Raw genomic sequence first — 14,233 nt, 5'->3', positions numbered from 1 at the left:
CACGATCAACATCCCGTTCTCGCCAACTGATCAAAACCAGTCGGCCGACTAAATCCCCGGGATGAAGGGGTCCTTTTTGCACGCCGATCACCCCACGAAGGGGGTGCCTATTGCACGCTGATCCTCAGACAATCAGCTTCGCAGAGCCGCAGAAGCCCAACCGGTGTGCACACGGTTTATGGCAATTAGCGGTATTGGACCGATTGGTGCATTATCATTTTTTACTGCCGTAGAAGAGCCTTCGCGATTTCCGCGAAATGAAGATATCGGTCCCTTTCTGGGGATGGTGCCTTATTTCAAGCAGTCCGGCCCGATAGTTCGCAGGCGCGGTATAAGCCGGATGGGCAACAAGATGACACGACAGCATCTTGTAAATGCTGCATCGATTCACATGCGTCACGCGCCCGATGATGGCGCAATTCGCGTATGGGGCGAGAATTTGCGAGCGCGCCTTCCCGCTGCGAAGGTTAGAATGGCTGTCGCAAGGAAGCTAGCGGTGGTGATGCTGGCTATGTGGAAGAGTGGCTCTGAATACTCTCCCGCCGGTTACGCCTAAAAAAGCGGAGCGGCGACCGATCATATCTCACTCTGGCTCGGCGGATGCAAATCAGTGCGGATGCCAACCTACATTCCACCTCTTGAATGGCAATCGAGAGCCTGTCGGAAATATTCTCGAAGCTCTGGTCTTCTAGCCTGCAAAGGTAGAACACTTGGCGAGTTAGAAAGGGCAGGCGCGCGACTGCACGTTCAATATATTCGATTTCTGACATCATTAGCGACCGCCTTGATGATGCTGGGGCGGCGAGGTTAACACCAAATGTAGCAGACCGATCGGAACATGGTCCATTTCTGATGCTGTTACACCTCCTCCAACCGCACAATCCGCACCACGCAGCGCGCCGGAATTTCGATGACGCCGCTCATCCGCAAGCCCTCGCCGCCGACGAGCATGGCCGATCCGGCGAGCACCTTTACGCAATCGTCGTCGTGGATCAGGCGTCCGACCGACAGGCAGATTTGCGTGTCGCCGGGATCGAAGTCCGCATAGTCGATGGCGACGGTGCGGCCGAAACGGGCGGCGATGCGGTCGGCGCGGGCTTCGTCGAGGAGGCTCATGCTTCGTCCCCCGCCTGCTGCTGGTCCTCGGCAACGTTCGCCCCCCGTGCCGTTTTCCACGTCGCCCAGCTTTCCTCGCTGTAGGCGGCGTTCCATTCGCGTTCGAGCTCGGCGATCGTGCGTTCGATGCGGCGGCGGGCAGTGTCACGCTCGCGGCCGGTGCCGCCGCCGCTGAGGCGGTTGTCGGCGAGGAAGCCGTGGGGGTGCTGGTACACCGGCTGGCGCGCTTGCTGCCAGGCTTCGGCGCGCTCGCGCAGGCGGTTGGCGGCGGCGCGCATGTCGCCGCGGGCGATCTTGCCGCCCATGAGGTCGCTTTCGCCGGCCTCGCCCTCGACCATATGCGCCTCGTAGCGTTCGAACCAGATTTCGTCCTCGCTGCCGCCGTCGGTCCAGGGGACATGGTCGGCGGGGGGCGGGTTCGGGTTCGACAGGTCGCCGCCCTCTTCGGCATCCCAGTCGATATTGCCCGCGCCCGCGGCGAGGGGGACGATCATGTCGGGGTGGTGCATGTGCCACTCATGCTTTTGCGGGTTCCGATAGGCGTCCTCGCGGCGCACCGCGTCCCAGTCGGTGCCGGGGCCGGTGAGCATGTCCCATGCGGCGCGCTTGACGGGGTCGTGCGAAATCCTGCGCTGGTAGGCGGTGCGGATGATGCGGAGGCGATCGTCGAGGCCGGTCTCCTGCCGGTTGGCGCGCCCGTTGTGTTCGAGCATTTCGGCCCGCCGCTCGGCCTCCCACTCGGCGCGCCATTTCTCGCGGAGGCGGCGGATGCTGTGCGGGATCGCGCTGGCCGGACGGCCGTCGACGGGGTCGATGCCGCCGAAATTCTCGGGAAAGCGGCTGGCGGCGATATGCTGCATCGCGCGGATGTTCGGGCGGCGGCGCTCGAGGATGACCTGCCCGCGCTTCGAAGTCGTTTCGGGGACGCCATAGATGGCATATTCCATCAAGAGGTCGGCGACGCGGCGTGCGCCCGCCTCGACCGCCTTGTCCCATGCCGCGGCGAAAGAGGCGGCGTCATCGCGTTTGCGGAGCTGGTAAAAGGCCGAGGTGGAGTGGCCCGCGACCTTTGCCGCCATGCTCACCGCGCCGCTCGCCGCGAGCTGCGCGATGAACATCCGCTGCTTCTGTGCGGTGATGCCCGTCCAGCGTTTGGCGCGCTGCTCGACGGGGGCGAAGGCGAGCTCCTCGGGGAGGTCGTCGGGGTCGATCGCCGGGTCGGCCTCGGTTTCGATGACGGCCGGGAGGGGCGGGAGGATTTCCTGTTTCACCGATTGGACTCCAATGGTTCGTTGGTATCTATAAACGAACCATATAGGAATAATGTAGGAAAGCAGAAAAGCCGTAGCTTCCGGGTGACGGGGAAAGGGGGCGATGAGGAGGGAAGGGGGCCGGGAAGGCTATACCCAACGCCGCCCCGTGTCAGGTCCGGGGCGACGAGGGGGAGAGGGAGGCGCGCCGGCGCGGCTATATTTCGATGACGATCCGTACCTTCGACGGGGTGGTGCCCGCGGCGCGCGCGATTTCGGCGCGCATCCGGGCGACGAGGTCGGCGAGATGGTCGCCGCCGGGCGCGCTGTCCTGTGCCAGCAGCTCGGCGGGCGAGGCGTCGAGGAGCTGCGAAAGCTGCTGCAACCGCGCGAGCCGCGGCCGCGAGCGGCCCTGTTCCCAATAGCAGATCGAGGTCGCGGTGACGCCGAGCCGTTCGGCGAGGTCGGTCTTGCTGAGCCCCTTCGCGCGGCGGAGGCGCGCGAGCTTGTCGCCAAGGGTTTCGAAGCCGGGGGTGCCGTCGAATGGAGCGTGGATCATCGATCTGCAACCTTTCAGACTTGGACGTGCAACAAATAGCAAGTTAAGCCGCACCCGGCTTTCAACATTTCACCGATATCGCCGCGGGGAAAATGCGTAGCCGGGCGGGGGGCGCAACGGATTGCGGGACCCGCGCGGCTTGCCTATCGTGGACGAACCGGGAGGCCAGGCGATGATCGGGACGACAGGCAGGTGACGCGGATCGACGCGATCGAAGTGCACAGCGCATTGAACGACGGCACCGCGGTCGTCCTGCGCACGATCACCCCCGACGACGAAGCGCTGATCCGCGAGGGGATCGCGAAACTGTCGGCCGAGTCGCGCTATTTGCGGTTCTTTTCCGCCGCCCCGGTGCTGCCGCAGGCGGTGGTGCACCGGCTCGCCGAGGTCGACGGGCACGACCATATCGCGTGGGGGGCGATCTGCGACGAATGCCCCGACCGTCCGGCGATCGGCGCGGTGCACGCGGTGCGCTATCGCCACGACGGGCCGGTGGGCGAATTTTCGGTCGCGGTGCTCGACGCCTTCCACGGGCGGGGGCTGGCGCGGATGATGACCGCGGCGCTGCTCGTCCAGTGCCGCGCCGAGGGGCTCGCGGCGCTCGACGTCCATATGCTCTGCGAAAACACCGCTCCCCGAAACCTGGTGAAGTCGATGGGCGCCGAATGGATCAGCGAGTCGGCAGGGGTCGCCGAATATCGGCTGGACGTCGCGGCGGCGATCGAAGCGCTGCGCGCCGATACCGGTGCGCAAGGGGTGCAGGACGTGCTGCGCGCGCTCGAAGGCGGGCGCGGTGTCGCCGGGGACGGGCGGGATTAGGTCCGGGGCCTAGCCCCTCCCGCCGCCTTGGGTCGCAGGTGGCGACGGGAGGGGTGGTCCGTGAAGCGGTTCGCTGAAAGCGTGTTCCCGTCCCGAATGCGGGATTAACCCTGTTCGCGCGGCGCGGCGGTGATCGCGATCACAGGCCTGTGAAAATGTGGCAGGCGAACCGGACGAGCGCGCACGATAAAGGGCGCCGGAATCGATCCGGCGCCCTTCACCCTGCCCTTTAGGGGAGGCAGCCCTTATTTCTTGGCGGGATCGGCAGGTGCCGTGGCCGGCGCGGTTTCCGACGGGGCGATTTCGCCCTTGTCGTCCATCGCATTGGCCTTTTCCTCGCCCGCGGCTTCGACCGCGTCGGCCTTTGCCTCGGTGGCTTCCTTCGCCGGACCTTCGGGCATCGCGTCAGCCTGATCGTCGATGGCGTCGGCCTGGGCTTCCGCCTGATCCTCGACCTTGTCGGCTGCCGGGCTCTGGCAGGCGCCGAGCGCGAGGGCCGATGTGGCGGCGAGGGTGATGAACATCTTACGCATATCGAGTGACTCCCAAAGTTGACTCCGGGGCTTAACGCGGGGTGAACGCGAGGGTTGCAACAAAATCGTCAAAATGCCGCGGCCACGGCATTGCGGCGGGCCCAAAACGGCCGGTGTCCGCCCGCATCGGGGGCAAAAAAGAGGGCGCCCGAAGCGCCCTCTCTCGTGCCTGGTCCGGTCCCGCGGCCCTTTAGAAGCGCTGTTGGCGCTCGTAGAGGTCGCGATAATGCTGGATGCGCGTGACGCGCAGTCCGGGCATGCCGCTGCGATCGATCGACCGCTGCCAGCCGGCAAATTCCTCGAGGGTCAGCCCATAGCGTTCGCACGCTTCGTCGACGGACAGCAGCCCGCCGTTGACGGCCGCGACGACCTCTGCCTTGCGGCGCACGACCCAGCGGGTCGTCGACGGCGGCGGCAGCGAGTCCAGCGTCAGCGGTTCACCCAAGGGGCCGATGACCTGTGCGGGCCGGATTTTCTGATTCTCGATCATATTCATTCCATATTTTCTACGTCGGCTGGGGGTAGGTCCGACGCGTTTCGTTCTAAATCAGAGGGACTCAACATCGGCTGAAATCCTCTGGTAAACAGGCTGTTCATAGTTTCGGGCAAGGCGTTCACATCGTCGGACAGGTCGAGGAAACGAACGGCCCGCGGCGCTTTTTGTTCCGCCACGCGAACGGTCCCGCACAAGATTTTGCGCAGCGCGTTAAGCGTTGCCGCATGCGATTCGCGATGCGCCTGCGCCCGCACCAGCCGCACGGTCGGCAGCGATGCCTGGCGCACGCCCGAAACGGCCATGATGATGTCGAAGTCGGGCTTCGACAGCCGGGCCGCACCGGCAATGCGTGGAAGTTCTGACGGGACGAAGTTCATGGGACTCGTCTAGCGAAGACCGCCTAAGGTCCAGTAAATGCCCATTTCATGGCTTGTTAGCGAAGCTTAACCCCTGTCAATATCTTGACGCTTTGCGCGGAAAAGCTGGCATTTCGGGGTCCGCATCCCTAGATGGCCGGGCATATGGCAACACTGCTTTCCTCTCCTGCCGGGCTTGCCCAGGCCGACTTCCAGCTCGCCGCGCCGCTCAAGGACCGGCGAATCGTCGTCGCGATGTCGGGCGGAGTCGACTCGAGCGTCGTCGCGGCGCTCGCCGCGCGCTCGGGCGCCGAGGTGATCGGGGTGACGCTCCAGCTTTATGACCATGGTGCGAAAGCGAAGCGTGTCGGCGCGTGCTGCGCCGGGCAGGATATTCGCGACGCGCGCGCGGTCGCCGACCGGCTGGGCTTCGCGCATCATGTCTATGATCATGAAAGCCGTTTCCGCGACACGGTGATCGACCAGTTCGCCGACGAATATCTCGCCGGCCGGACGCCGATCCCGTGCGTGCGATGCAACATGGGGGTGAAGTTCACCGACCTGTTCCGGCTGGCGAAGGAACTGGGCGCCGACTGCCTCGCGACCGGCCATTATGTCCGCCGCGTGGCGGGGCCCGATGGCGCCGAACTGCACCGCGCGGTCGATCCGGCGCGCGACCAGAGCTATTTCCTGTTCGCGACGACGCAGGACCAGCTCGACTTCCTGCGCTTTCCCCTGGGCGGGCTCGAAAAGAGCGTGGTGCGCGAGATCGCGCGCGACCTCGGACTCGGCGTCGCGGGCAAACCCGACAGCCAGGACATCTGCTTCGTCCCCGACGGCGACTATGCGACGCTGGTGCGCAAGCTGCGTCCCGAAGCCGACGATCGGGGCGAGATCGTCCATGTCGACGGCACCGTGCTCGGCGCGCACAAGGGCCTGATCCATTATACCGTCGGCCAGCGGCGCGGGATCGAGATCGGCGGGCAGGCCGAACCGCTCTATGTCGTGCGCCTCGATGCGGACGCGAAGCGGGTGGTCGTCGGGCCGCGGCGCGCGCTCGCGGTGTCGGGCGCACGGCTCGGCGAAGCCAATTGGCTCGCCGCGGTCGAGGGCCGCGACGTGCTCGCGAAGGTGCGCAGCATGGCGAAGCCCGTTCCGGCGCGGGTCGACGGCGCGCGGCTGGTCTTTGCGGCCCCCGAATATGGCGTCGCGCCGGGGCAGGCGGCGGTGCTGTACGATGCGGCCGACAATTCGCGCGTGCTCGGCGGCGGCTGGATCGAAGAAACCTTCGCCGCGGAATAGATTGCACTTTCTGCCCCGATGCCGCAGCCTGCCGGCAACCAAGGGGAGACAGATAATGGTCAATTGGGTCTTGCGCGGCGCCGTCCTGCTGTGGGCGCTTTTCTTCTTCATCGTCGGCGCACGCGGGTTGTTCGACCCCGCCAGCTATTCCGAAACCTTCGGCATCCTGGTCGAGGGGGTGGCGACCAACACCATCCGTGCCGACCTGTCGGCTTTCTTCCTCGTCGCGGCGGGCGCCGCGGCGATCGGGGCGCTGGTGCCGGGCTGGCTGCGCGCGCTGCTCGTCCCCGCCGCGCTGTACGGGACCGCGCTTGCCGGCCGCCTGTTCGGCGTGGCGAACGGCGACCTTGTCAATTCGGGGATCGTGCAGGCGATGATCATCGAAGCGCTGACCGTGCTGTTGATGGTCGGCAGCTGGTGGGTGCTGTCGCGGCCGGCGGTGGCGGCCGACGCCGCGGCCGTGCCGACCGAATAGCGGCCTGACGTCCGGCCGCTCAGCGCGCCGGGGATGCCGCGAGCTTCAGCGCGAAGCCGACGAAGACGACGCCCGTCAGCCTGTCCATGACGGTGACGGCTTCGGGGCGGCGGAGGAGGCGGCCCAGCGGCACCGTCGCGGCGATCAGCGCCGCGAACCACGCGAAGGTCAACAGGACGTGGAGGCAAGCGAGAAAGAAGGAATAGCCTGCGACGCCCGCGCCCTTTGGCACGAACAACGGCAGGAAGGTGATGTAGAATACCCCGATCTTGGGATTGAGCAGGTTCGTCAGCAAGCCGCGCCAAAAGGCGTCGCGGCCATTGCGTGCCGCGACCTGCCCGGACGCATCGCCCATCGCCGTGCGCGGTTTCAGCAGCAGCTGGACCCCGAGCCACAAGAGATAGGCGGCGCCGGCAAGCTTGACGATCGTGTAGGCGAGCTCGGACGCATGCAGCAGGGCGCCGAGGCCGAGCGAGACCGCCGCGCCCCAGATGAGGCACCCGAGCCCGATGCCGAAGGATGCGAGGACCGCCGATCGCCGGCCCTCGACCGTCGCTGAGCGGAGCACCATCGCGGTATCGACGCCGGGCGTGATCGTGAGGATCGTGGCGGCGGCGAGAAAGGCGACAAGCAGGGACGGATCGGACATGCGGCCGCCCTATCAGCCGGCGGCCCGCTCTCCAACCCCGCGGCGGCCGCGGCGGCCCATCCGAAGCCCGGCAAAACTTGTCTTTTTAACCATAATGTGAATTATTGCGCCCTGGGTCGCTGTTTCCTTTTGTGGTGGAAGGGGGAGCGTATGGCATCCGATGAGGATAAACGGGCGAGTCCGGACAGGCGGTCGGCCGACCGGCGGGTCGCGGACGATCCGGATTACAAGGGACCGGATCGCCGCAAGGGCGACCGGCGAACGGGCAAGGATCGCCGCTCTCCCGATTGAGAGGCGAGACGCGCTGGCAGGAGACAGGCTTTGACCGAACCGCGCGTGCCGCGCCTCAGCGTCGACATCGTGTCCGACGTCATGTGCCCCTGGTGCATCATCGGCTGGTTGAAGTTCCGGCAGGTCATCGCCCATTTCGAAGGGCGACTGGATTTTCGCGTCCAATGGCATCCTTTCGAGCTGAATCCCGATATGCCGCCGGAGGGCGAGGATGCGGCGGCGCATGTCATGCGCAAATATGGCATCAGCGCCGAGCAAAGCCGCGCCAACACGGGGCGGCTGGCCGGTGTGGCCGCCGATCTTGGCTTCACCTTCAATCGCGGACCGGGTTTCCGGATGCGCAACAGCTTCGACGCGCACCGCCTGCTGACGTGGGCGGGCGCGCTCGAAGAGCCCGAGCAAGAGGGGCCGACGGGCGTGCAGACCGCGCTGAAGCTCGCGCTGTTCGCGGCGCATTTCACCGACAATCGCGATGTCAGCGATCATATGGTGCTCGCCGACATCGCAGCGTCGGTCGGGCTCGACCGCGCCCGCGCCGCGGCGATCCTTGCGTCGGGCGAGTTCGGCGAGATGGTGCGCACCGAAGAATCCTATTGGGCCGACCAGAATATCACCGGCGTGCCCGCCTTCATCCTCGGTGGGCGGATGCTCGTTCCCGGCGCGCAGGATCCCGAGGTCTTCATTCGGGTGATCGAGAATAAGATACTCGCCGCCGCGGCTTGAGGAACGACGGTCTGCCGCCGCGCGTTTTACGGCTACCCCCTAAAAAAGGAGCCGGCCATGATCGACGATCCCCGCAAGCCCGAAGCAGACGCCCCCGAAGCGCGTAACCGCGAGCAGGATGACGAAGAGGCGCAGGCGCAGGCGCAGACCGTCGCCGAGGCGGCGCGGCGCGACCGGCGGCAGGAGGATAGCGACAAGGTCAGTAGCGGCGACGACAGCGACGACGTGCAGGACCTGGTCGATCATATGCGCCAGATGGAGAGGTCGGGGGTCATCGACATGGACGCCTATCGCGGCGAACGCAGCGACGATGACGAGGATGACGAACTCGGCCCGGGCGGAGTCGAGGACGATGAGCCGCGTGGGGCACCGTAGCAGACCCGTCCTTTCGCTTGTTCGGAAACGGCGCCGTACCGGGTGCGGTTGACGGTCTTTGCGTGCCATAGCGGAGCCGCCTCGTTGGGATTTTGCTAAGGCTCCGCAGCTAGGGTCGGGGGCATGGCCGGACCCGATTTTCACTACCCGCACCGCCGTGGCGTGCGCCACCGCCGGAAACCCGCGCGTTCGTGGCACACGGCCCGATCGAACCTGTGGCTCACCCCGGTGATGGCGGTCGCGTTCATTGCGGCGCTGGCGGGATTCCAGAAGATGCCCGTCACCCTGGCCGCCGACGCACCCGGCGCAACCGCCATGCCTTTCCTGCGCGGCGATGCGCTCTCGGCGCGCTTCGGTCTCTGCCATAGCGGCGGCGGGACCAACTGCGTCGTCGACGGCGACACCTTCTGGTTTCAGGGCGAGAAATACCGGATCGCCGACATTGATACGCCCGAAACACACCCCGCGCGCTGCGCCGAAGAGGCGGCGCTGGGCGAAGCCGCCACCGACCGGCTTCAGCAATGGCTGAACGACGGCGCCTTCACGCTCGAAAGTGCGGGACGCGATGCCGATCGCTATGGGCGCAAGCTGCGTGTCCCGACACGCGGCGGCGAAAGCGTCGGGTCGGTGCTCGTCGACGAAGGGCTGGCGCGGCCGTGGGAAGGGCGCCGTCGCCCTTGGTGCTAGTTCATTTGCCGACGCATCGTGCCATCTCGGCATCGCTTGCCGCCACAGCCGCGCATTTCGCGGCCTTCATGGCGCCGTCCGCCATCGCTTCGACGTCTTCGGCGCTGGTATCGCCGGGCGGCGGCGGCAATCCTTCGCGGAGCGGCGCATTGGGGCCGGCAAGCTGGCGGGCGATATCGGCGGCGATCAGTCGTGCGACCGGATCGTCGCCGAGCGCCGCGAGTTCGTCGCGGCGCGCGGTGAGCGCGGCGGCGCGGTCCTCCTGGGGCAGTTTTGCGACCTCGATATAGAAGCGCACAGCCTGCAGCCAGGGCGCGTCGTCGGTCAGCACATCCTCGGCCCAGCGGCTGAAGGGGCCGCCGGCTTCGCGCCATGCGCCATCCTGCCGATCGAGAAAGAAGAGGACGCGCGATCCGCGCGGAAAGACATAGCGGGTGCACGCGCCCGCAAAGCTCTGCGGATGCGCTTCGTGCAATTCATACGGATTGCTCAGCTGTATTTCGGCATCGGTCGCGATCATCGCGGGCAGGGCGATCGGGCCGGAGGGCATTGTGCCCTTCAATGCCGCGACGGGCTCGACCGCGATCATCTGCTCCGGCGTGCCGTCGGGTTCGAAATCGCCGTCGGTGACGGTGCCGAGCAGGATGAGGTCGGCGCGCTCGACCAGCTCGATATTGGTCGGCACGCGATATCCGGGCGCGACCGAGCAGGCGGCAGCGGGAAGCGGCGCGGCGAGCAGCGCGAGGCCGATGAGCGGAAGAAGCGAGCGCATGGCCGAAGGGTAGCGCCGCGCGCGCCGATTGCAAAGCGGACGCAGCTTTCGGGCGGCTCGTCGGGCGCTATGGAGCCGACTCGCCGCCTGTGCGTATGATGGCGAAGCTCCCCCTTCCGGAGCGGCAAGGAGAATGACGATGGCTGAGCATGACCATAGCGCGATCAAGGAAGATATGAATGTCATCGGCGCCGACGGCGTCCACATCGGCACCGTCGACCATCTCGACGGCGAGCGCATCAAGCTGACCAAGGCCGACAGTGGCGACGGCAAGCATCATTACCTGCCCGCGGGCCTTGTCGCGGCGGTCGAGGGCGACACGGTCCGCCTGTCGGCGAACGCCGCGAACGCGATCGACCTGTTCGAGGAAGCCGAATAGCGCACGAGATAAAAGAGGGCCGGCGGCGCAATCGGGCGCGCCGGCACCGAAACTGGCCCGCACCCACCCCCCGGGGGCGGGCCATTTTCATATGTGATTTTTCAACGTCTTGCCGTTAGGCCGGTGCCCGATGGGACAGGGCGAACAAAAAGGCGAGCCGCGCGGCGCGCGCATAGGCTTGTGGAAACTGGCGGCCGCCACGCTGGTTTTCGGCGCGGGATATGCGATCGCGAACCGGTTCCAGCTGACCCATGCGGTCGCTTATCGTTTCGCCGCGGGCGATACGCAGAGCGCGGCCATCGCTTTCCTGTTCATGGCGTTCCAGGCCGCGGTCTTCATGGCGGCGCTGTTCCTGTTTCCGCGGCGCTGGGCCGCGCTGCTGCTGACGCTCGCCGGCGCGTCGATCCTCGTCAACATCGGCTACAGCCAGATTGTCGGCGAACTTGTCGATGGCGGATCGCTCGCGTGGATGGTCGCCGAGACGGGGCAGGCGGGAAATGCCGCGGGCGAATTCGGCGGCGAGTTCCTGTGGGTCGCGGCGCAGGCGATCGCTGCGCTGGCGCTGTTCGTGCTCGCGCGGCGGCTGGTGCGCGGCGCCGCGCCGATGCCATGGGGCCGGGCGATTGCCGCGGCGATGCTCGTGCTGCTTATCCTGCCGGCGCCGATCTATCGCCACACCAGCGCCTGGCCGGAAGCGGCCGAACGCAGCCTCTACGCGCTCGGCTGGGACCTTGCCACCGCGCCGCCGCCGCCGGCGCGCGCCGCGGTCGCGCTGAAACCCGACGCGGCGGCCGCGACGCCGCGGCATATCGTGTGGGTGATCGACGAAAGCGTCGCCGAGGCGCCGTTCCGGCGATTGATTGTGCCGAAGCTGGCAGGGGTGCCGCACAATGATTTCGGTGTCGCCGCGGCGCTCGGCCATTGCAGCGCGCCGGCGCAGGTGGCGCTGCGTTCGGGGGTCGATGTGCGCCGCGCCTCGCCCGCCACCGATCTTCGGACGACGCCGTCGATCTGGGCTTATGCGAAGGCTGCGGGCTATATGACGATGCTGATCGACGGGCAGACGTCGGGCGCGCCGCAGAACCTGATGCTGCCGCCCGAGCGCGCGCTGATCGACGATTACCGCCCGATGGTCGGCGGGATCGACACCGACCTGAAGATCGCCGACGCGCTCAACGCGCGCATGAAGGGTGCGGGGCGGAGCTTTACCTATGCGGTGCTGCGCGGCGTGCATTTCCAGTATCGCGACCATTATCCGAAAGGGACGATCCCCGCGGACAGCCCGGTCGCGCTGCAATATGACACCGCGCTCGGCTGGTCGAAGCGCGCCTTTTTCGAGCGCCTGCTCGCGGGGGTCGACCGCAGCGCGGTGGCGATCGTCTACACCTCCGACCATGGGCAGAACCTGACCCCCGGCGCGCTGCCGCATTGCAGCCGCGAGGCGGTCGCCGACGAGTTTCGCGTGCCGCTGCTCGCCTTCCTGTCCGAGGCGGGGACCGCGCGCTACGCCGCGGCGCCGCGCGCCGGCCATTCGACGAGCCAGGTCTTTCCCGCGACATTGATCTGGATGGGATATGAGCCCGCAGCGGTCGAGGCGCGCTATGACCGCGACCTGACGCAGCCCACCGCGCGCTTCGTCTGGTTCGGGCGCACGGTGATCCCGACCGGCGGCGACGGCGCGATCGACGTCACCGCGGGCGCGAAATTTCCGGGGACGTGACGGCACCCCGACCCGCCCGGGTTGGGGGACGGGCCGGGGCCGGGGAAAAAGCCTAGCGCGTTTCGATCTCGGCGGTCGTGCGCGCGGTGATTTCGGCGCGCGACAGCTTGGTGACGAGGCCGTGGCTGGCGCCGACCGCGCCATGATAGATTGCTGAAACGGGCACATTGTAGAGCTTGCCGCCGCGGATCACGACCGCGGTATCGCCCTCGACGCTTTGCACGGTGCCGACGCTGTTGCCGCTGGTGTCGTAGAGTTCGGCGCCCGCGCGGACCTGTTCGCGCGTTGCGAGGGTCAGGCTGGCGGTGTCGACCGCTCCGTTCACGGTACTGTCGATGCGCCCCACCGTGCTGCCGACGGGATCGGTCAGATTGCCGACCGCGGCGCCGGTGCCGATCGCGGACTGGGCGATCGCGGGGACTGCGATGAAGAGGGCGGGCGCGGCCGTCAGCAGGACAGCCGCGATCGAGGCGGGGGCGTTGCGCATGTCTGTCTCCATGGTCGGGCACCGGCGCGCGCTCCCGGGGGGGGATGGGGCGCGGCCGATGCCTTCGCGAGGGAAACTTGTGCAAAGTCCGATCGTTGCACCGCGCCGCGTGCCGATGCGACGGACTGCCGCGCGCGGACGACGAGCGGCTGGCTCCCTCAGTGCCTCGGCTGTCGGGGCGGTCCGGCGATCAGCTTGTTCAGCGTCGCGAGGCGCCGGCGCTCGGCGCTCCAGTCGCGTTCGGGGTGCGCCTGGATCTGGTCGAGGAGGACGCGAACCTCCTTGCGGCGGTCGCCTTCGGTTACGGCCTGCATGGGCTTTCTCCTTTCGCCGCGATCATAGCATCGCGCGCGCCGCCGCGCGATCGCCCCGCCGCGCCAACGGGGCGGCAGGCCGCAACGGCCGCGTCAGGAATCGAGCGCCTTCTCCTCGAGGCGCGCAAGCTCGCGCTCGCGCTCGCGGTGGATGCGGCGGTGGAGGCTGTTGTGCCGCAGATAAGCGATGCCGCCGACAAGCGCCGCGACCAGCAGGAAAATGAGCGCATAGGCGATCAGGGTTCTCGGTTCGATGTTCTTCACTCCGAATGGACGATGACCCTCTCCACGCAGCAATACCGTTCGCGCGTGGGAAGGTTCCGCCGCGCGCCGCGCGTACAGGGCGGCATGGCGCAGCAGCCTTTTATGCGCGATCGGGCGGCGACGGCTGGCAAGATGCTCATGCCATGCCTATCTGGGCGGCGATGGAACGCGGGGACCGGAATATGGTAGTGATCGCGCGGCTGCGCGCCGCGCCCCTCGTGGGGTGGCAGTTCGCCTGCGCGGTGCTGCTCGGCGTGCTCGCGGCGCGGCTCGACTGGAGCGGCGATCCGCTCGATGCCTTCTGGAACATGGTCTTCGGACAAACGCTGCTGCTGCTCGGGATCGCCGCGGTGCTGGGCGTCTGGGCCTATATCATCGGCATGTGGCGACGGCGCGGCGATTATCTTCGCCACGACGGGAAGACGCTCTATCGCGGCGCGAGCGCGCAGTGGCCGCTCGCGCTGGTCCGCGATGTCGTCGTGGCGCGCGGCAATCTGGGGCTCGAGTCGCTGCGGCTGGTCGTCGACGACGACAGCGAGGTCACGCGCGAGCTGGTGAAACTCTATATGCTCGAAGGCCCGCCCGAGGTCGTGCGCGACGGGGTGATGTTCGCGGTGGCGCGCGTGGGCGGCCGGCTGGAGGCGGTGACGGTGCATTGAGGGGCTA

General features: G+C 67.2%; 22 protein-coding genes. 10 read left to right on the top strand and 12 right to left on the bottom strand.

Going from position 1 to position 14,233, the window contains the following annotated elements; translation table 11 throughout:
• Positions 1-178: 178 nt before the first annotated feature.
• On the top strand, positions 179-556 hold the full coding sequence (locus tag ACIPPQ_RS20750) for a transposase (protein WP_446545945.1): 378 nt from the start codon (positions 179-181) through the stop codon (positions 554-556).
• Here the strand turns inward: ACIPPQ_RS20750 and ACIPPQ_RS20745 are convergent.
• The 4 genes from ACIPPQ_RS20745 to ACIPPQ_RS20730 all read right to left on the bottom strand — a co-directional run bounded on the left by ACIPPQ_RS20745 (position 510) and on the right by ACIPPQ_RS20730 (position 2,925).
• The gene (locus tag ACIPPQ_RS20745) at positions 510-770 is read right to left on the bottom strand and encodes a sigma factor-like helix-turn-helix DNA-binding protein (protein ID WP_446545948.1); all 261 of its coding nucleotides are present in this window, start codon (positions 768-770) and stop codon (positions 510-512) included. The two genes, ACIPPQ_RS20750 and ACIPPQ_RS20745, sit on opposite strands and share 47 nt — an antisense overlap.
• 88 nt (positions 771-858) lie before the next feature.
• Complete coding sequence (locus tag ACIPPQ_RS20740) at positions 859-1,116, bottom strand: hypothetical protein (RefSeq protein ID WP_446545944.1); 258 nt, start codon at positions 1,114-1,116, stop codon at positions 859-861.
• The gene (locus ACIPPQ_RS20735) at positions 1,113-2,387 is read right to left on the bottom strand and encodes a hypothetical protein (RefSeq protein WP_446545943.1); all 1,275 of its coding nucleotides are present in this window, start codon (positions 2,385-2,387) and stop codon (positions 1,113-1,115) included. Before ACIPPQ_RS20735 ends, ACIPPQ_RS20740 begins: the two co-directional genes overlap by 4 nt.
• A gap of 196 nt (positions 2,388-2,583) precedes the next feature.
• Positions 2,584-2,925 carry a helix-turn-helix domain-containing protein gene (locus ACIPPQ_RS20730; RefSeq protein ID WP_446545942.1) on the bottom strand — a complete coding sequence of 114 codons (342 nt, stop codon included), beginning with the start codon at positions 2,923-2,925 and terminating at the stop codon, positions 2,584-2,586.
• Positions 2,926-3,117: 192 nt separating this feature from the next.
• Here ACIPPQ_RS20730 and ACIPPQ_RS20725 point away from each other — a divergent pair, with 192 nt between their 5' ends.
• Positions 3,118-3,744 carry an N-acetyltransferase family protein gene (locus tag ACIPPQ_RS20725; RefSeq protein ID WP_446545941.1) on the top strand — a complete coding sequence of 209 codons (627 nt, stop codon included), beginning with the start codon at positions 3,118-3,120 and terminating at the stop codon, positions 3,742-3,744.
• A 245-nt stretch (positions 3,745-3,989) separates the two neighbouring features.
• Here the strand turns inward: ACIPPQ_RS20725 and ACIPPQ_RS20720 are convergent, their stop codons facing one another.
• From ACIPPQ_RS20720 to ACIPPQ_RS20710, 3 genes are all read right to left on the bottom strand, one after another.
• Positions 3,990-4,277: a hypothetical protein gene (locus ACIPPQ_RS20720; protein ID WP_446545940.1), complete on the bottom strand. Its 288-nt coding sequence runs from the start codon at positions 4,275-4,277 to the stop codon at positions 3,990-3,992.
• A 190-nt stretch (positions 4,278-4,467) separates the two neighbouring features.
• Positions 4,468-4,767 (bottom strand): CtrA inhibitor SciP, encoded by a 300-nt coding sequence (gene sciP, locus ACIPPQ_RS20715; RefSeq protein ID WP_037518529.1) that lies wholly within the window; start codon positions 4,765-4,767, stop codon positions 4,468-4,470.
• A 2-nt stretch (positions 4,768-4,769) separates the two neighbouring features.
• A complete protein-coding gene (locus ACIPPQ_RS20710) occupies positions 4,770-5,150 on the bottom strand; it encodes a hypothetical protein (RefSeq protein WP_446545939.1) in 381 nt (126 codons plus the stop codon).
• Between the two features lie 144 nt (positions 5,151-5,294).
• Between ACIPPQ_RS20710 and mnmA the strand changes: the two genes are divergently transcribed.
• On the top strand, positions 5,295-6,431 hold the full coding sequence (gene mnmA / locus ACIPPQ_RS20705; RefSeq protein ID WP_446545938.1) for a tRNA 2-thiouridine(34) synthase MnmA: 1,137 nt from the start codon (positions 5,295-5,297) through the stop codon (positions 6,429-6,431).
• 55 nt (positions 6,432-6,486) lie between these two features.
• A complete protein-coding gene (locus ACIPPQ_RS20700) occupies positions 6,487-6,906 on the top strand; it encodes a hypothetical protein (RefSeq protein WP_446545937.1) in 420 nt (139 codons plus the stop codon).
• A 19-nt stretch (positions 6,907-6,925) separates the two neighbouring features.
• On the opposite strand, the gene ACIPPQ_RS20695 is transcribed toward ACIPPQ_RS20700, so the two are convergent.
• The gene (locus tag ACIPPQ_RS20695) at positions 6,926-7,555 is read right to left on the bottom strand and encodes a LysE family translocator (protein WP_446545936.1); all 630 of its coding nucleotides are present in this window, start codon (positions 7,553-7,555) and stop codon (positions 6,926-6,928) included.
• A gap of 321 nt (positions 7,556-7,876) precedes the next feature.
• On the opposite strand from ACIPPQ_RS20695, the gene ACIPPQ_RS20690 reads away from it, so the two are divergent.
• From ACIPPQ_RS20690 to ACIPPQ_RS20680, 3 genes are all read left to right on the top strand, one after another.
• Positions 7,877-8,569, top strand: coding sequence for a DsbA family oxidoreductase (locus ACIPPQ_RS20690; RefSeq protein WP_446545935.1), 693 nt, complete (start codon positions 7,877-7,879; stop codon positions 8,567-8,569).
• A gap of 57 nt (positions 8,570-8,626) precedes the next feature.
• Positions 8,627-8,944, top strand: coding sequence for a hypothetical protein (locus tag ACIPPQ_RS20685; protein WP_446545934.1), 318 nt, complete (start codon positions 8,627-8,629; stop codon positions 8,942-8,944).
• Between the two features lie 273 nt (positions 8,945-9,217).
• Entirely contained in the window at positions 9,218-9,631 is a 414-nt protein-coding gene (locus ACIPPQ_RS20680; RefSeq protein ID WP_446545947.1) for a thermonuclease family protein, read from the top strand.
• A 1-nt stretch (position 9,632) separates the two neighbouring features.
• Here the strand turns inward: ACIPPQ_RS20680 and ACIPPQ_RS20675 are convergent, their stop codons facing one another.
• The gene (locus ACIPPQ_RS20675) at positions 9,633-10,403 is read right to left on the bottom strand and encodes a hypothetical protein (protein ID WP_446545933.1); all 771 of its coding nucleotides are present in this window, start codon (positions 10,401-10,403) and stop codon (positions 9,633-9,635) included.
• A 139-nt stretch (positions 10,404-10,542) separates the two neighbouring features.
• On the opposite strand from ACIPPQ_RS20675, the gene ACIPPQ_RS20670 reads away from it, so the two are divergent.
• Positions 10,543-10,782, top strand: a complete 240-nt coding sequence (locus tag ACIPPQ_RS20670) for a DUF2171 domain-containing protein (protein ID WP_446545932.1) — start codon at positions 10,543-10,545, stop codon at positions 10,780-10,782.
• Between the two features lie 130 nt (positions 10,783-10,912).
• Complete coding sequence (locus tag ACIPPQ_RS20665) at positions 10,913-12,502, top strand: sulfatase-like hydrolase/transferase (RefSeq protein WP_446545931.1); 1,590 nt, start codon at positions 10,913-10,915, stop codon at positions 12,500-12,502.
• 52 nt (positions 12,503-12,554) lie between these two features.
• Here the strand turns inward: ACIPPQ_RS20665 and ACIPPQ_RS20660 are convergent, their stop codons facing one another.
• The 3 genes from ACIPPQ_RS20660 to ACIPPQ_RS20650 form a co-directional block, all read right to left on the bottom strand.
• On the bottom strand, positions 12,555-12,989 hold the full coding sequence (locus ACIPPQ_RS20660; protein ID WP_446545930.1) for a hypothetical protein: 435 nt from the start codon (positions 12,987-12,989) through the stop codon (positions 12,555-12,557).
• A gap of 158 nt (positions 12,990-13,147) precedes the next feature.
• The gene (locus ACIPPQ_RS20655; protein ID WP_446545929.1) at positions 13,148-13,303 is read right to left on the bottom strand and encodes a hypothetical protein; all 156 of its coding nucleotides are present in this window, start codon (positions 13,301-13,303) and stop codon (positions 13,148-13,150) included.
• 93 nt (positions 13,304-13,396) lie between these two features.
• Positions 13,397-13,567, bottom strand: a complete 171-nt coding sequence (locus tag ACIPPQ_RS20650; protein WP_446545928.1) for a hypothetical protein — start codon at positions 13,565-13,567, stop codon at positions 13,397-13,399.
• 143 nt (positions 13,568-13,710) lie between these two features.
• On the opposite strand from ACIPPQ_RS20650, the gene ACIPPQ_RS20645 reads away from it, so the two are divergent.
• Positions 13,711-14,226 carry a hypothetical protein gene (locus ACIPPQ_RS20645; RefSeq protein WP_446545927.1) on the top strand — a complete coding sequence of 172 codons (516 nt, stop codon included), beginning with the start codon at positions 13,711-13,713 and terminating at the stop codon, positions 14,224-14,226.
• The last annotated feature ends 7 nt before the right edge of the window (positions 14,227-14,233 follow it).

The organism is Sphingopyxis sp. LARHCG72, assembly GCF_052871675.1.
The sequence above is the reverse complement of the archived record's forward strand: the minus strand, read 5'-3'. Positions and strand labels throughout refer to the sequence as shown.

What these genes read in the sequence shown, in the direction of transcription:
- ACIPPQ_RS20660 (WP_446545930.1), bottom strand. Translation starts at nt 12,989, where the DNA reads ATGCGCAACGCCCCCGCCTCGATCGCGGCTGTCCTGCTGACGGCCGCG.
- ACIPPQ_RS20720 (WP_446545940.1), bottom strand. Translation starts at nt 4,277, where the DNA reads ATGCGTAAGATGTTCATCACCCTCGCCGCCACATCGGCCCTCGCGCTC.
- ACIPPQ_RS20665 (WP_446545931.1), top strand. Translation starts at nt 10,913, where the DNA reads ATGGGACAGGGCGAACAAAAAGGCGAGCCGCGCGGCGCGCGCATAGGC.
- ACIPPQ_RS20740 (WP_446545944.1), bottom strand. Translation starts at nt 1,116, where the DNA reads ATGAGCCTCCTCGACGAAGCCCGCGCCGACCGCATCGCCGCCCGTTTC.
- ACIPPQ_RS20750 (WP_446545945.1), top strand. Translation starts at nt 179, where the DNA reads ATGGCAATTAGCGGTATTGGACCGATTGGTGCATTATCATTTTTTACT.
- ACIPPQ_RS20730 (WP_446545942.1), bottom strand. Translation starts at nt 2,925, where the DNA reads ATGATCCACGCTCCATTCGACGGCACCCCCGGCTTCGAAACCCTTGGC.
- ACIPPQ_RS20745 (WP_446545948.1), bottom strand. Translation starts at nt 770, where the DNA reads ATGTCAGAAATCGAATATATTGAACGTGCAGTCGCGCGCCTGCCCTTT.
- ACIPPQ_RS20700 (WP_446545937.1), top strand. Translation starts at nt 6,487, where the DNA reads ATGGTCAATTGGGTCTTGCGCGGCGCCGTCCTGCTGTGGGCGCTTTTC.
- ACIPPQ_RS20670 (WP_446545932.1), top strand. Translation starts at nt 10,543, where the DNA reads ATGGCTGAGCATGACCATAGCGCGATCAAGGAAGATATGAATGTCATC.
- ACIPPQ_RS20680 (WP_446545947.1), top strand. Translation starts at nt 9,218, where the DNA reads ATGCCCGTCACCCTGGCCGCCGACGCACCCGGCGCAACCGCCATGCCT.
- ACIPPQ_RS20685 (WP_446545934.1), top strand. Translation starts at nt 8,627, where the DNA reads ATGATCGACGATCCCCGCAAGCCCGAAGCAGACGCCCCCGAAGCGCGT.
- ACIPPQ_RS20675 (WP_446545933.1), bottom strand. Translation starts at nt 10,403, where the DNA reads ATGCGCTCGCTTCTTCCGCTCATCGGCCTCGCGCTGCTCGCCGCGCCG.
- ACIPPQ_RS20710 (WP_446545939.1), bottom strand. Translation starts at nt 5,150, where the DNA reads ATGAACTTCGTCCCGTCAGAACTTCCACGCATTGCCGGTGCGGCCCGG.
- ACIPPQ_RS20645 (WP_446545927.1), top strand. Translation starts at nt 13,711, where the DNA reads ATGCCTATCTGGGCGGCGATGGAACGCGGGGACCGGAATATGGTAGTG.
- mnmA (WP_446545938.1), top strand. Translation starts at nt 5,295, where the DNA reads ATGGCAACACTGCTTTCCTCTCCTGCCGGGCTTGCCCAGGCCGACTTC.
- sciP (WP_037518529.1), bottom strand. Translation starts at nt 4,767, where the DNA reads ATGATCGAGAATCAGAAAATCCGGCCCGCACAGGTCATCGGCCCCTTG.
- ACIPPQ_RS20695 (WP_446545936.1), bottom strand. Translation starts at nt 7,555, where the DNA reads ATGTCCGATCCGTCCCTGCTTGTCGCCTTTCTCGCCGCCGCCACGATC.
- ACIPPQ_RS20655 (WP_446545929.1), bottom strand. Translation starts at nt 13,303, where the DNA reads ATGCAGGCCGTAACCGAAGGCGACCGCCGCAAGGAGGTTCGCGTCCTC.